The sequence below is a fragment of the Hymenobacter cheonanensis genome, from assembly GCF_030581075.1.
GTDB lineage: Bacteria > Bacteroidota > Bacteroidia > Cytophagales > Hymenobacteraceae > Hymenobacter.
Window position 1 is genome coordinate 139782 of record NZ_JAUQSW010000001.1, and the last position, 13236, is coordinate 153017.

At 61.2% G+C, this 13236-nt stretch carries 10 protein-coding genes; 6 read left to right on the forward strand and 4 right to left on the reverse strand.

Translation table 11 applies throughout. The annotated features are described in order from the left end of the window. Positions 1-765, forward strand: a complete 765-nt coding sequence (locus tag Q5H89_RS00680) for a DUF4262 domain-containing protein (protein ID WP_305017358.1) — start codon at positions 1-3, stop codon at positions 763-765. 4 nt (positions 766-769) lie between these two features. Beyond that, complete coding sequence (locus Q5H89_RS00685) at positions 770-1468, forward strand: YiiX family permuted papain-like enzyme (protein WP_305017359.1); 699 nt, start codon at positions 770-772, stop codon at positions 1466-1468. 9 nt (positions 1469-1477) lie between these two features. On the opposite strand, the gene Q5H89_RS00690 is transcribed toward Q5H89_RS00685, so the two are convergent. Further along, positions 1478-2785 (reverse strand): hypothetical protein, encoded by a 1308-nt coding sequence (locus Q5H89_RS00690; RefSeq protein ID WP_305017360.1) that lies wholly within the window; start codon positions 2783-2785, stop codon positions 1478-1480. A 276-nt stretch (positions 2786-3061) separates the two neighbouring features. On the opposite strand from Q5H89_RS00690, the gene Q5H89_RS00695 reads away from it, so the two are divergent. Genes Q5H89_RS00695 through Q5H89_RS00710 form a run of 4 tightly spaced genes read left to right on the forward strand, consistent with a single transcriptional unit; the run spans position 3062 to position 7234 of the window. Next, on the forward strand, positions 3062-5143 hold the full coding sequence (locus tag Q5H89_RS00695; RefSeq protein ID WP_305017361.1) for a VWA domain-containing protein: 2082 nt from the start codon (positions 3062-3064) through the stop codon (positions 5141-5143). A 12-nt stretch (positions 5144-5155) separates the two neighbouring features. Further along, a complete protein-coding gene (locus Q5H89_RS00700; RefSeq protein ID WP_305017362.1) occupies positions 5156-5611 on the forward strand; it encodes an HAD family hydrolase in 456 nt (151 codons plus the stop codon). 11 nt (positions 5612-5622) lie between these two features. Further along, complete coding sequence (locus Q5H89_RS00705) at positions 5623-6294, forward strand: pseudouridine synthase (protein ID WP_305017363.1); 672 nt, start codon at positions 5623-5625, stop codon at positions 6292-6294. Position 6295: 1 nt separating this feature from the next. After that, positions 6296-7234 (forward strand): alpha/beta hydrolase, encoded by a 939-nt coding sequence (locus Q5H89_RS00710; RefSeq protein WP_305017364.1) that lies wholly within the window; start codon positions 6296-6298, stop codon positions 7232-7234. Between the two features lie 80 nt (positions 7235-7314). Here the strand turns inward: Q5H89_RS00710 and Q5H89_RS00715 are convergent, their stop codons facing one another. The 3 genes from Q5H89_RS00715 to Q5H89_RS00725 all read right to left on the reverse strand — a co-directional run bounded on the left by Q5H89_RS00715 (position 7315) and on the right by Q5H89_RS00725 (position 13035). Continuing rightward, entirely contained in the window at positions 7315-10464 is a 3150-nt protein-coding gene (locus Q5H89_RS00715) for an efflux RND transporter permease subunit (protein WP_305017365.1), read from the reverse strand. Positions 10465-10545: 81 nt separating this feature from the next. Further along, the gene (locus Q5H89_RS00720) at positions 10546-11652 is read right to left on the reverse strand and encodes an efflux RND transporter periplasmic adaptor subunit (RefSeq protein ID WP_305017366.1); all 1107 of its coding nucleotides are present in this window, start codon (positions 11650-11652) and stop codon (positions 10546-10548) included. Positions 11653-11721: 69 nt separating this feature from the next. Next, positions 11722-13035 carry a TolC family protein gene (locus Q5H89_RS00725; RefSeq protein ID WP_305017367.1) on the reverse strand — a complete coding sequence of 438 codons (1314 nt, stop codon included), beginning with the start codon at positions 13033-13035 and terminating at the stop codon, positions 11722-11724. Between the last annotated feature and the right edge of the window lie 201 nt (positions 13036-13236).

Below are 13236 nucleotides of genomic sequence, written 5' to 3' on the forward strand. Positions count from 1 at the left end.
GTGGCTACGCCCGAAGAGCACGCTGCGCACGATGCCGCTGCCGAGCAGAAAATTATCAGCGACGTTAAGCAATACGGATTTCACGTTGCCCACATCAAGGGTGATGGATATTCCCCTGGCTTTTCGTACACCATCGGGCTGTTCAAAACATACGGCTACCCAGAGCTTATCTGCTTTGGCCTACAGCAGGATTTACTGCACTCGGTGCTTTGGTCGGGTAAAGAATTGTTGGATAAGCAATCTGTACTCGACCAAAGCCGGGGGTATCCGGATTTTATAGGCGACTATGAAGTGCGCTTTTTAACCGTCGACCAAGCCTGGTACCGCTATTACTTTGGCTACGGCATGTGGTTCAACCAAGGCACCAGCTTTCCAGCGCTGCAAATTGTGTGGCCCGATAAGCAAGCCTATTTTCCTTGGGAAGCAGGCTTTAATCCGAACTGGAAGTTTGGGCAGCCGCTCCTGGACCGTTCCTTGGATTTCAAGTTTCGGGAAGAGCGAGACGTTGCTGTTTTCACTACTCGCCAAGTGCTGGAAGGCTTGCCAATTCTGCGCGTCGTGCACGCTGCCAATGGAGACTGGGAGTTTTTATGTGACACAACTTATGCTGTGGCCGACCTGCAAGTAGTTGGGCTAGCCGAGATAGTGCAGCGTGACCCTAGTGTTAACGAGCTCTTTCAATTGAACTATGGATGGCACGCAGAGCGGGAATCAGTGGGTGGCGGCTGGCAGCAGGAAGAGCTTAGCAGTCAGGCAGAAGCCTGACAGAATGCTCCGTATTCTCGTTGTCATTGCTGTTCTGCTTTGGCTGCCCATCATTGGGGTTGTAGCGCTCCGGCTAGCAGGTCCTTATTTTCAGCAGCGAGCGATAGAAAAACGTATTCGCGCTTGGCCAAAGAAGCGAGCAGCCACAACTTTCACTAGCCGGCTCCACGAGGGCGACCTCATTTTCCACACTTCCCAATCAGCTCAAAGCCAAGCTATTCAGCTAGCCACGCACTCGCGCTATAGCCACTGCGGGCTGCTGTATAAAACCCACGGCGAGTGGCAGGTTTTTGAAGCCGTGCAGCCCGTGCAGCTGACGCCGCTAGCCCGCTGGGTGGCGCGCGGCCAGGGCCGGCACTTCGTGGTGAAGCGCCTGCGCGATGCGCAAACTGCCCTCACGCCCGCCGCGCTGGCGCGGCTGCGGGCCGCCGGCCAGCCGCTGCTAGGGCTCGATTACGATTTGGTCTTCAATTGGTCGGATAAGCAGCTGTACTGCTCGGAGCTTATCTGGAAAGTGTACGACCGCGGCCTGCACCGGCAGCTAGGGCAGTTGCAGCGCTTGCGTGACTTCGACCTGACCAGCCCCGCCGTGCAAGCCAAACTGCGCCAACGCTATGGCACGCACCTGCCGCTGGATGAGCCGGTTATTTCGCCGGCCAGCCTGTTCGCCAGCACCGAGTTGAGGACGGTAATAAGCCGGTAACTACTGCGCCTAGCCCTCTGGCGGGGGCTGAAGCCGGTAACGCACCTGCTGGGGGTGCAGGGTATCGATATACAGCACCATACTTTGCGTATTGACTGCGTATGGCAGAATCAGCTTGATTTCCTGCGACCGCTGCGGATACCGAAAACGGCTCATTTTCTTCAGCGGCAGCTCCGTTACGTGGCCCGGCTGCGCTTTCGGCAGCACAAACACGCTCTGCCCGCCATTTGAAAAATAGTAGGTGCGCGTGATGGGCGAAAAACAGCGGGGCATGGCGTAGCCCATCTCCCCTGCCCAGCCATCGTAGCGAAACTTGCCCAGCACGCGCCCACTGGTGCTCAGCACAAAGGCGTTGGCCGCCCGGCGCTGAGCGGGCGTGCTGACAAACTCGGCAGGGCGCTGCGTCATCTCGGCCGTGGCGGCGGCCTTGGCAACGGGCGGGGAGTCGGCATTGTCTTCGGCGTCCGTATCCGACTGCTTAACAGGCTGATACGTGCCAAATTCGTACACCGCCAGTAGTGTAGTGTCGGTGAGGAAGCGCGCCGCCCGCAGCTTGGCCCGCGGCCGGCGCAGCGAGAGCGGCGGCTGGCCCGCCCGCAGCACCTCGCCGGCGCACGTGAGCACGGCTAGCCCGGTGGGGGCCACCTGGGGGTCGCAGTCGATAGCGTCGAAGGTGGCGCTGCCAATGCCACGCTGGGCTTTTACCTGGCCGGTGCGCGCGTCGAGCAGCAGCATGGTACGGTCTACCACGTCGCTGTACGGGATGCCGAAATAGGCGATGAACAACAGGCCGTTCAGCCCCGCGCTGTAGCCCAGGTAGCGAAACTGCGGCTCGCTCACGGTTAGCACTTCGCCCGCAGCAACGGCCTGGAAATCGCGCTTATGCAGCCGCTTGCGAAACACGATGGAGCGCCGGGCCGAGTCGCGCAGGGTAAACGTGTAGGTGCCCTCGTAGCCGCGCACCCGGTGCGCCCGCCAGGCCGTGTCGGACGGGGCGGCGAAGGGCCGCCCCACCACGTAGGCAGGCGCATAATCGAGGGGCTTGGTCGAATCCGCTACCTGGCGCAGCTGGAGCCAGTACTGCCGCTTGCCCAGTAAAATCAGCGTATCGGCGCGCGGGCTCTCGAAGCTACCCTGGTAGGCCCGGGTATAGTCAGCAGTATCGGGGGCGGCGGGCGCTTTGGCCGGCCAGACCCTAGCAGAGTCGCTGGTTGGGGCGGCCACCCGCGGCCGGGCCGTGACAATGACGGCCGATTGCCGCGTTTCGCAGCCACTGAGGGCCAAGCCACTACTGCACAGGAGAAATAGAAAGCGCATATCCAGGAAAAGGCGAACGGCTAAAGTAATGGGCAGAGCGACAGCGCGGTTTGCTGCACGGCGCTGGCTGCAATTGCTAGTGCCGCCGGGCAATGCAATGCTCTGGTGCGAAGAGCCAGCGAAGCTAAAGTTGGCGCCCTGTGGCGAACGCGGCGGGGCCTTCCTACCGTTAGGCACGCAGCTACTGCGGCTAGCGCGCATCTTTGCGGGTGCGTGCTGGTTGGCGGGCTTTTTTCGTTTCTTGCTCCGCGCTGGTTTCAAGGCGCGCCTCTGCTCTTGCTGTCTACTGCCTATTCTCCCTGGTTTATTTTGCTGTGCCTGGCCGTGGGCGCGGGCTACGCTGCGTTGCTTTACTCGGCCAAGGCGCCGTGGCGCCGAGCTATTAATTACGCGCTGGCGGCCGTGCGCTTCGTGGTGGTGAGCTTCTTGTGCTTTCTGCTACTGTCGCCGTTCATCAAAACCACCACTACGCGCAGCGAGGCGCCTACCGTGGTACTGGCCGTCGATAACTCGCAGTCGGTAGCCCTGTTTACGCCCCAGCCGGCCCTCAGCCAGCTTACGGCGGGCCTGCCCCGGCTGGCCGCCACCCTACGCGAGAAGGGCTTCCGGGTCGAAACCCGCACGCTGACTAAGGCCGATGCGGCCCCCGACTCGCTGCGGTTTTCGGCCACCCGCACCGACCTCAATAAGCTGCTGGCCGATAGCCGCGAGGCCAATGCCGAGCGCAACCTGGCCGGCGTGGTGCTGGTGAGCGACGGCTTGGTGAACCAAGGCCAGGAGCCGCAGTTTTCGGCGTATAACTTCCCGATTTTCAGCGTGGCGCTGGGCGATAGCATCGCCAAGAAAGACCTGCGCCTGACCGACCTGGTGTATAACCGCGTGGCGTTCAGCGGCAATAAATTTCCGCTCGAAGCGGAAATTGGCTACGAAGGCTACGCTGGCAGCACCGCCACCGTGGAGGTGCGCGAAGGCGGCCGGGTGCTGGAAAGCCGCCGGCTAGCCCTGCCCACGGGCCGGCGGCGCATCAAAACCACGTTTCAGCTCACGGCGCCCGCGCCGGGCAAGCGCCGCTACGAGGTGCGCGTGCTGCCCCAGGCGGGCGAGTTTACCACGCTCAACAACGCCCGCACGGCCTTCCTCGAAATAGTGAAGGGCAAGCTGCGCGTGCTGCTGGCCGGCGCTGCCCCCCACCCCGACCTGAAAGCGCTGCGGGCAGCCATTCTGGCCAATAATAATTTTGATTTGACCCTGGCCGTGGCGGGCGTGGGCCAGCCGCTGCCGGCCGGCACCACCTTCGACGTGGCCATTCTGCACCAGCTGCCCGCCCGCGGCGGCCTGGGCCAGGAGCTGCTGGCGCGGGTGCGCGCGGCCAAAGTGCCGGTGCTGTACGTGCTGGGGGCGCAGTCGGACTATAACGCCTACAACCAGCTAGGGGCCGGCCTGAGCGTGCAGCCGCGCGGTGCCCAAACCGACGAGGTAACGCCCCTGCCCAACCCGGGCTTTGCCCGGCTGCCGCTCGATGAGGAAAGCCGCCGCCGCTTTGCGCAGTACCCGCCGGTGCCGGTGCCCTTTGGCGAGCTGCGGCTGGCTAGCGGGGCCGAGGCCGCGCTGTGGCAGCAGGTGGGCCGCCTGCCCACGCAAAAGCCGCTGCTGGTGTTTGGCGGGGCGGCCGGCACGGGCCCCCGCGCCGCTACGCTGCTGGCCGAAAATACCTGGCAGTGGCGCCTGGAAGAAGCCATTGCCCACGACGACCACCCCGAGGCCTACGACCGGTTCATTGGCCGCACCCTGCAGCTGCTGACCCAGAACGCCAACAAGAAGCGCCTCGACGTGTATCCGACCCAGGATGCCTTCAGCACCCAGGACGATGTGACGCTGGGCGCGGAAACGTATAACGCAGTGTTTGAGCGCATTTATGACCAGAAAATTGCGCTTACGCTCACCGACTCGGCCCGCCGGGTGCGCACCGTCTCTTTTACTAATGCGCCCGACGGCTCGCCGCTGCACCTGGGGCCGCTGCCGGCGGGCCTCTACCGCTACCAGGCCCGCGCCACCCTCGGCGGCCAGGCCCAGCAGGCCAGCGGCGAGCTATTGGTGCAAAACCAGCCGCTCGAAGCCCAGGAATCGAAGGCCGACCACCGGCTGCTGGCCCAGCTCAGCCGCCGCAGCGGCGGCCAGCTCTACTACCCTGGCCAGTTCGATAAGCTAGCCCAGGATTTAGTGGCCAAGAACTTTAAGCCGGTACTGAGCAGCGAGGAAGATTTGAAGGATTTGATAAACCTGAAGTGGCTGTTTTTTGCCTTGGTGGCGCTGCTGGCGGCCGAGTGGGCCACGCGCAAGTACCAGGGCGGGGTCTAAGCTGCGGGGGTTATGCGCGTAGCTTTTGACTTGGATAATACGCTTATCCGCAACGATTTTGACTTTCCTTTAGCCGTTGCTCAGCGGCCACTAGTTCAAAAGATTCTCCATACGGAGCCCTTGCGGCTGGGCATTCAGGAAGTATTTGCCTTTTGCCGGGCGCGCCACTGGGAAGTCTGGGTTTACACCACCTCGTACCGCAGCCCGCTTTACATTCGCAAGCTACTGTGGGTGTACGGCTTACGCGCAGATGGCATCATCAACCAAACCCGCCACAACCACCGGGTCAGCGTCAGGAGCACGAAGCATCCTCCTACCTTTGGCATCGATGTATTGATTGACGATTCGCGCGGCGTGCAGCTGGAAGGCGAGCGGTTTGGGTTTCACGTTATTCAAATCGAACCCAACGACTTTGATTGGGTTGACCACGTTCAGGCTCGTCTACTGAGCTTTGCTACCGCTAGCTAAAGCGGTTTTTTATGCGCTATATCCTTCTCAACAAGCCCTACGAAGTCCTTACCCAGTTTACCGATGAGCACGGCCGCGCCACGCTCAAGGACTTTGTGGCCGTGCCCAACGTGTACCCGGTGGGCCGGCTCGACTTTGATAGTGAGGGCCTGCTGCTGCTCACCGACGACAAGCAGCTGCAGCACCGCCTCAGCGACCCGCGCTACAAAGTGCCCAAAACCTACTGGGCGCAGGTAGAAGGCACGCCGACCGAAGCGGCGCTGCAACAGCTGCGCGAGGGGGTGCAGCTTAAGGAGGGCTTTACGCTGCCCGCCGAGGCTACTGCCTTGCCCGCCGAGGCTACTGCCGACCTATGGCCGCGCAACCCGCCCATTCGCTACCGCGCCAGCATCCCCACGAACTGGCTGGAAATCAGCATCTCGCAGGGCATGAACCGACAGGTGCGCAAGATGTGCGCGGCCGTGGGCCTGCCCTGCCTGCGGCTGGTGCGCCAGGGCCTGGGGGCTTTATCGCTGAGCGAAGTAGCCCCCGGCCAGTGGCGCGACCTCACGGCCGAGGAAGTAGCCGCGCTGCGGGGGCTAGCCGGCGCCGATGTGCGGCACCCGCGCCCGGCCCGACCCGCGAGCACTACGTTTACGCCGGTCCGCCGCACCACCACCGGCCCCCGCAAGCAACGCCCCTGAGATGGTACGCCGACTTATTTGGGGGCTAGCCCTGCTTTTTGGCCTGCTCAACGTGGTAGTAGCGTTGCACGCCTGGCGCTTCACGCACTTCACTACCGATGCCGGGCCGCGCACCCGCAACCCCGAGCAATTACCGGCCAGCGAAAAGCTTAAAGTGATGCTAACGGGCCTGCGCAACCCCAAGCCCATCAACCTGGCGCCGCCGGTTTTTCCTTACGAAAATGTGACGCTCCGCAGCCCCAACGGCCGGCTAGCTGCCTGGTACAGCCCGCTGCCGCAGGCCCGCGGCACGGTGGTGCTGTGCCACGGCTACACCAGCGACAAGTCGCGCCTGCGGCCCGAGGCAGGCTATTTCCGGCAGCTCGGCTACGCGGTGCTGCTGCTCGATTTTAGTGGCAACGGCGCCTCGGAGGGCTACCAAACCACCATCGGCTACCGCGAGGCCGACGATGTGGTGGCTGCCTTTCGCTGGGCGCAGGCCCGGCTGCCCGGTGCGCCGGTGGTGCTCTACGGTGTGAGCATGGGCGCGGTGGCCATTCTTCGGGCCGAAGGCGAGCTAGGCCTGCGCCCTACCGCCAGCATCGTGGAATGTCCCTACGGCAGCATGCTCCAAACGGCCCGGAACCGCTTTGTTTCGATGCACCTGCCGCCCTTCCCCCTGGCTAACCTATTGGTTTTCTGGGGAAGTGTGGAGAACGGTTACTGGGCTTTCGGCCTGAATGCCCGGGAGTATGCCCGCCACGTGCCCACGCCCACCCTGCTGCTGTGGGGCACCGCCGACCCGCGCGTGATGCGCTCCGAAACGGACAGCATCTTCGCCCACCTAGCCGGCCCCAAGCAGCGGGTCGATTTTGTGGGCTCGGGCCACGAGCCTTACTGGCACAAGCACCCCCGGCAGTGGCAGGGTGCTATCAGCCGCTTTTTGGCTGCCCTGCCCTAGCCCCTAAAAAGAGCGCCCTGCCGCACGGGGTGCAGCAGGGCGCTCTTTTTAGGGCTTCCGGGGCTTCTACTTAATGCGCGTTAATGCGCGGCCAGCTCCCGGTTCACCGGCAGGTCATCGGCGTAGTGGGTGTGCTCGGCGCGGTAGGTACGCTCGAATATCAGCGGGAAGATAAAGAGCGTCAGCACCGTACCCGTGAGCAGGCCGCCGATAACCACGATGGCCAGCGGCTTCGACGTTTCGGAGCCGATGCCCGTGCTCAGGGCCGCCGGCATGAGGCCGATAATGGCCATGAGGGCCGTCATCACCACCGGGCGCACCCGGGAAGCCACGCCCTCGGCCAGGCTGCGGTCGAGGCTCATTTTAGCCAGCATGTTTTGCTTGAACACGCTGATGAGAATCACGCCGTTCTGAATACAGATACCAAACAGCGCGATAAACCCGATACCAGCCGAAATCGAGAAGTTGGTGTGCGTGATGAGCAGCATGGCAATGCCGCCGATGAGCGCGAACGGCACGTTGAGCAGCACCAGCCCGGCATCTTTCAGGTTGCCAAACAGGATGAACAGGATGAAGAAGATGAGGGCCAGCGAAATCGGCACTACCTGGGCCAGGCGCTGGCTAGCCCGGCGCTGGTTTTCGAAGTCGCCGGTCCACTTCATGGAGTAGCCTTTGGGCAGCACCACCACCTTGTTCACCTTCTCCTGCGCCTCGGCGATGGCCGAGCCCAGGTCGCGGCCTCGCACCGAGAACTTCACGGCCGAGAAGCGGGTGTTGTCGTCGCGGTAAATCAGGCTAGGGCCGGTTACCTGCCTCACATCAGCTATCTCGTTCAGGGGCACGGTTTTGCCAGTCTGCGTAGGCACCATAAGCGCGGCAATCTCGGTCGGGCTCTCGCGGAACTGCGACTCGTAGCGCACCCGGATGGGAAACTTGCGCTCGCCCTCGTACATCTGGCTGGCCTGCTTGCCGCCCACCGCCATTTCGAGCACAGCGTTGGCATCGCTCTTGCTCACGCCGTAGCTGGCCATGCGGCGCTCGTCAAGGTCGGCGTGCAGCTCGGGCTGGCCGATGTTACGCAGCAAACCCAAGTCGTCGATGCCGTCTACGTGTTGCAGCACCTCGTACACCTGGCGGGCCTTGCCCTCCATCAGCTTGAGGTCGGTGCCGTAGATTTTCACGGCAATGGAGCCTTTTACCCCCGAGGCGGCCTCCTCCACGTTGTCGGTAATGGGCTGCGAGAAATTGAAATCGACGCCTGGAAAGCGGTTCAGCTTCTCCTTCATCCGCTCAATGAGGGCCTCGCGGTACTCCTTGTGCTTCATGTTCTTCTGCACCTCGTCGGTGTGCTTTATCTGCACCAGGAACTCGTTGTTGTAGAAGCCCGTGGGGTCGGTGCCGTCGTTGGGGCGGCCGGTCTGGCTTACCACGTCGCTCACCTCGGGGAAGCTGATAAACACGCGGCGCATCTCATTACAAAGCTTATTCGAGGCATCGAGCGAGATGCTCAGCGGCAGCTGGGCCCGCACGTAAATCGAGCCTTCGTTCAGCTCGGGCAAGAATTCGGTGCCCAGAAACTGATACATGCCAACGCCGGCTACCACAATGAGCGCGGCCACGATGAGGCTGGCCGTTTTGCGGGCGTAGGTAAACACGAACACCTTGCGCGCCCCCTTATTAATGGCCCGCAGCAGGAAGTTATCCTTTTCGCGCACGTTTTTGCGCAGCAAAATCGAGGCCAGCACCGGCACCAGCGTCAGCGTGAAAATCAAGGCCCCTAGCAGGGCGAAGCCCAGCGTCCAGGCCAGCGGCGAAAACACCTTGCCTTCTACTTTCTCGAAGGAGAAAATGGGCAGCAGCGCCGTGATAATGATGGCCTTGGCAAAGAAAATCGACTTGCCCATGTCGCGGCCGGTTTTCTTGATAATACCCAGCTTGGCGAGCTTGTTGAAGCGCTCCATACCCACCTCGTGGGCCTTGTGGTCGAGCGCCACAAAGAGCCCTTCCACCATCACCACGGCGCCGTCGATGATGATACCGAAGTCGATGGCGCCCATGCTGAGCAGGTTGGCGCTCATGCCCTTCAGCCGCAGGCAGATGAAGGCAAACAGCAGGGCTAGCGGAATGATGATGCTCACAATCACCGTGGTGCGCCAGTCGGCCATGAACAGGAACACAATCACCGTCACGAAAATCATGCCCTCGGTGAGGTTGTGAATTACCGTTTCGGTCGAGAAGTCAATCAGGTTCTGGCGGTTGTAGAACGTGCTGATTTTTACGTCGGGCGGCAGTATTTTCTCGTTGAGCAGCTGCACTTTGGCTTGCAGCAGCTTGATAACTTCCGAGGGGTTTTCGCCCTTGCGCATTACCACGATGCCTTCTACCATGTCGTCGTTCAGGCCCCGGCCCACGCGGCCCAGCCGCGGCAGCGCCGATTCGGCCACCTGCGCCACATCCTTCACCAGAATGGGCGCGCCGTTCACGTTCTTGACAACCGTGTTGTTGATGTCCGAAATGTTGTTAAGCAGGCCAATGCCGCGCACCACGTAGTTCTGCTGGCCCTCGTTTATCACGTCGCCGCCCACGTTGATGTTCGAGCGCTGCACGGCGGTGTAGAGGTCGAGCGGCGTGAGGCCGAAGTCTTGCAGCTTGCTGGGGTCTACCGAAATCTCGTAGCTCTTCACCTCGCCGCCGAAGCTGTTTACGTCGGCCACGCCGGGCACGGCTTTCAGGTTGCGCTCCACCACCCAGTCCTGGATGGTTTTGAGTTCACGGGTGCTTTTGTCCTTGCTGGCCAAGGTGTAGCGAAAAATTTCGCCGGTGGGGCCGTAGGGCGGCTGCACCTCGGGCTCGGCACCGTCGGGCAGGTCGGCGCCGGCCAGCAGGTTGTTCACCTGCACGCGGGCGAAGGCATCGTCCACGCCGTCGTCAAAAATTACCTTCACCACCGACAGGCCGAAAAGCGTAGTCGAGCGCACGCTGGTTTTTTTCTGCACCGGGTTGAGGGCAATCTCAATCGGCGCGGTTACGAACTTCTCAATCTCCTCGGCCGAGCGGCCGGGCCACTGCGTAATGATGGTGATTTCGGTATTCGTCACGTCCGGAAACGCCTCGATGGGCGTGTTCCGGTAGCTCACCACCCCGGCGATAATCGCCACCAGCGTAAGCAGGAAGATAAAGCCCCGGTTTTTCAGGGAGAAGGCAATGATACCTTGGATGAATTTATTCACTGCGGCTACTTAGGAGCTTATGAATTAGGCGTATAAATCCTTGTTAATGCCGCGCTACGCGCGCACCCACAAGCGTCGTTGTTAATCGTTCAGCTCGTCGTACACGAGCAGTTGGTTTTTGGTCACGATGGCCTCCCCCGCTTTCAGGTTGCCGCGCACGTAGCTCACGTTGCCCACCGTTTTGGTCACGGCCACGGGGCGCGTATCTACTTCCGTGCGGTTCTTGTACACGAGCACAAAATGCTGGTCCTTATCGAAAATAACCGAATTAGCCGGTACGGCTAACTCCTTCTGCTTCTCAGTGTTAAGGATGTGCACCTGGGCGTACATCTCGGGCTTGAGCAGGTAGCCGGGGTTGGTAAGACGGATGCGCACCTTCAAGGCCTTGCTATCGGGGTCCAGCACATTAAACACCTTGTCTACCACCCCTTTAAAGTGCTTGTCGGGGTAAGAGAGCGTCGTGATGTCGGCCTGGTAGCCCAGCTTCACGTTCGCGATATCCGACTCAAACACATTGGCCAGCACCCACACCTGGTCGAGGTCGGCAATGGTAAAAAAGCCGTCGCCATCCACGTTAGAGGTGCTGTATTGCATACCCTGGGTCACGTTCTTGTCGGTGATAAAGCCCGAAATCGGGGCTTTAATCTCGTAGTGCCCGTCTTTCGACACCCCGTAGATGCCGAGCTGCTTGCCGGTTTTGCCCAGGTTGCTCTGGGCTTTGCGCAGCTCCTCGCGGGCCAGCACCACGTCGCGCTCGGCGGCCAGGCCGGCTTTGTACTGGTCTTCGGCCACGCTCAGGTTTTTCTGGGCAATGGCCACGTCGGTACCGGCCGTGCTATTCTGGTTTTGCACATCGGCAATCTCGCCCGAGCGCACCACGGCCAGCACCTGGCCTTTGCTGACGTGGTCGCCAAGCTCCACATTCAGCTTTTCAACCACGCCCCCCACGAGCGGAAATATCTTGGCGGTTTTGTCGCCATTGGTCGTTACCTGGCCCGAAAAAGACTGCTCGCTCTGCACCGGCTCCAGGCGCACAGTATCGAAAGCAAGCTCTTTGAGCGTTTGGTCAGAAAGCGAGAATTTTTTAGCGGTTTTGGTTTCTTCCGCAGCCGCATCGGTTTCCGACGGCGACTTGGAGCAGGCCCCCAGGCCCAAGGTTAGCAACAAAAAATAAGCAGCGCGATTCATGAAATAGAAGTAGTGGCGAAGCAAAACCCGGCAGCCGGGGCCTAGCCAGGCAAGGCTGATGAGAAAGAGTTAGTCGGCCCGGAAAAACGTGCGGCCAGTAGCTAGGTTAATACTTTCAAAGGCACGCATCCGATTGGCGCGCAAGGTGTTAATCTGGATGACGTTGTTTTTGTATGCCTCGTAAAAATCGAGGTATTCCACAATGCTGATGAGGCGCTTGGTGTAGCTCTGCTCGATGCTGTCGATGAGGCGCGAGAAGGGCGTGGTGTCGCGGCTGGTGTGCTGGTACAGCTCATCCTGGCGCAAAGCCACCTGGTAAGCCTCGTGCACATCGCGGCGCACCACCAGCTGCTGCTGCTGGGCCTGCGCCTGGGCATTGCTAATCTGGGCCTTAGCTGCCGCAATGTTGCCCTGGTTGCGGTTGAAAATCGGCACTGCCACGCCCAGCGTTATCGAGTTGTAATTGTCGAAGTACGACCCTAGCCGGTCGTAGCTGTACCCCACGGCGAGGTCGGGCGTGGCCACGGCGCGCTGCAAGCGCAGGTTCAGCTCCTGGCGCTGCACCTCGGCGCGGCGGCTCAGCAGGTCGGCGCGGCGCACGAGGGCCGTGTCGGTGAGCTGCTGCTCGGGGTACGGGGCTAGCGACAGGTCGCGCACGCGCCGGCCATCTACCACGGGCAAGTAGGCCGAGCGGGCCGAGTCGCGCAGCAGCACGTGCAGGTCGGCCTGCGAGTTGGCTTGGTCCGTAACGAGGCCCAGCCGCTCGCTTTCCAGCGTAAACAGAAAGGCTTTCAGGCGGATAACTTCCTTGAGGGCAATATTGCCCTTATCGAACTGCCCCTGATAAAGGTCTACCGTGTGGCGCAGTTGCGGAATCTCGTTATCATACACCCGTAGCGTTTGCTGGCGGAAATAGATGTCGTAAAACGTCGTCCGCAGCTGAAAGCGCAGGTTACGCACCAGGTCTTGGAGGTTGTAGGTTTCGACCACGGCAGCCTGCTGCTGCACGCGGCCCGCCGCCCGCCGCCGCCCGGCCAGCGCAAACAATTGCTGCGCCTGAATGGCCACTTGGTTGCGGTTGAGGTCGGGGTTGTTGCCTACCGCATCCTGCCTGTGAATAGCCTGCTGCAACACGTTCTGGTCCACCGTAATAGTGGGGTTGTCGATGAGGCGCGCCTGAATGGCCAGCGCCTGCGCCGCCGTAATGTTGTAGCGCTGGGCCAGCACCTGCAGGTTGTTTTGCACAAAGCGCTGCTCGGCGTCGGGCAGGGTCAGGCGGACAGTATCTACGGGCAGCGGCGTGCCGCCTACGGTCGGCTTCTGGGCATGGGCGGCCAGCCCCAGACTCAGGCCGGCAAGCAACAGGCCGGCGCGGCGAACCAAGTGGCCAGCGCCGCCCGCCGATAGCAACGAATGAGTGACCAACAACTGACGTTGGGCAGCTCCTAAAAATCTTTGTAAAATCACTTTTTTGCTTTAAAACCTAGCTGGGTACTTGAGCAAAGCTAACATGAAGAAAGCGGACTTCATTCACTGATTTTACACATTCACTAGACCCTCATTAAGAACAGATTAGAAACACAT

What these genes read in the sequence shown, in the direction of transcription:
- Q5H89_RS00685 (WP_305017359.1), top strand. Translation starts at nt 770, where the DNA reads ATGCTCCGTATTCTCGTTGTCATTGCTGTTCTGCTTTGGCTGCCCATC.
- Q5H89_RS00690 (WP_305017360.1), bottom strand. Translation starts at nt 2,785, where the DNA reads ATGCGCTTTCTATTTCTCCTGTGCAGTAGTGGCTTGGCCCTCAGTGGC.
- Q5H89_RS00700 (WP_305017362.1), top strand. Translation starts at nt 5,156, where the DNA reads ATGCGCGTAGCTTTTGACTTGGATAATACGCTTATCCGCAACGATTTT.
- Q5H89_RS00705 (WP_305017363.1), top strand. Translation starts at nt 5,623, where the DNA reads ATGCGCTATATCCTTCTCAACAAGCCCTACGAAGTCCTTACCCAGTTT.
- Q5H89_RS00710 (WP_305017364.1), top strand. Translation starts at nt 6,296, where the DNA reads ATGGTACGCCGACTTATTTGGGGGCTAGCCCTGCTTTTTGGCCTGCTC.
- Q5H89_RS00720 (WP_305017366.1), bottom strand. Translation starts at nt 11,652, where the DNA reads ATGAATCGCGCTGCTTATTTTTTGTTGCTAACCTTGGGCCTGGGGGCC.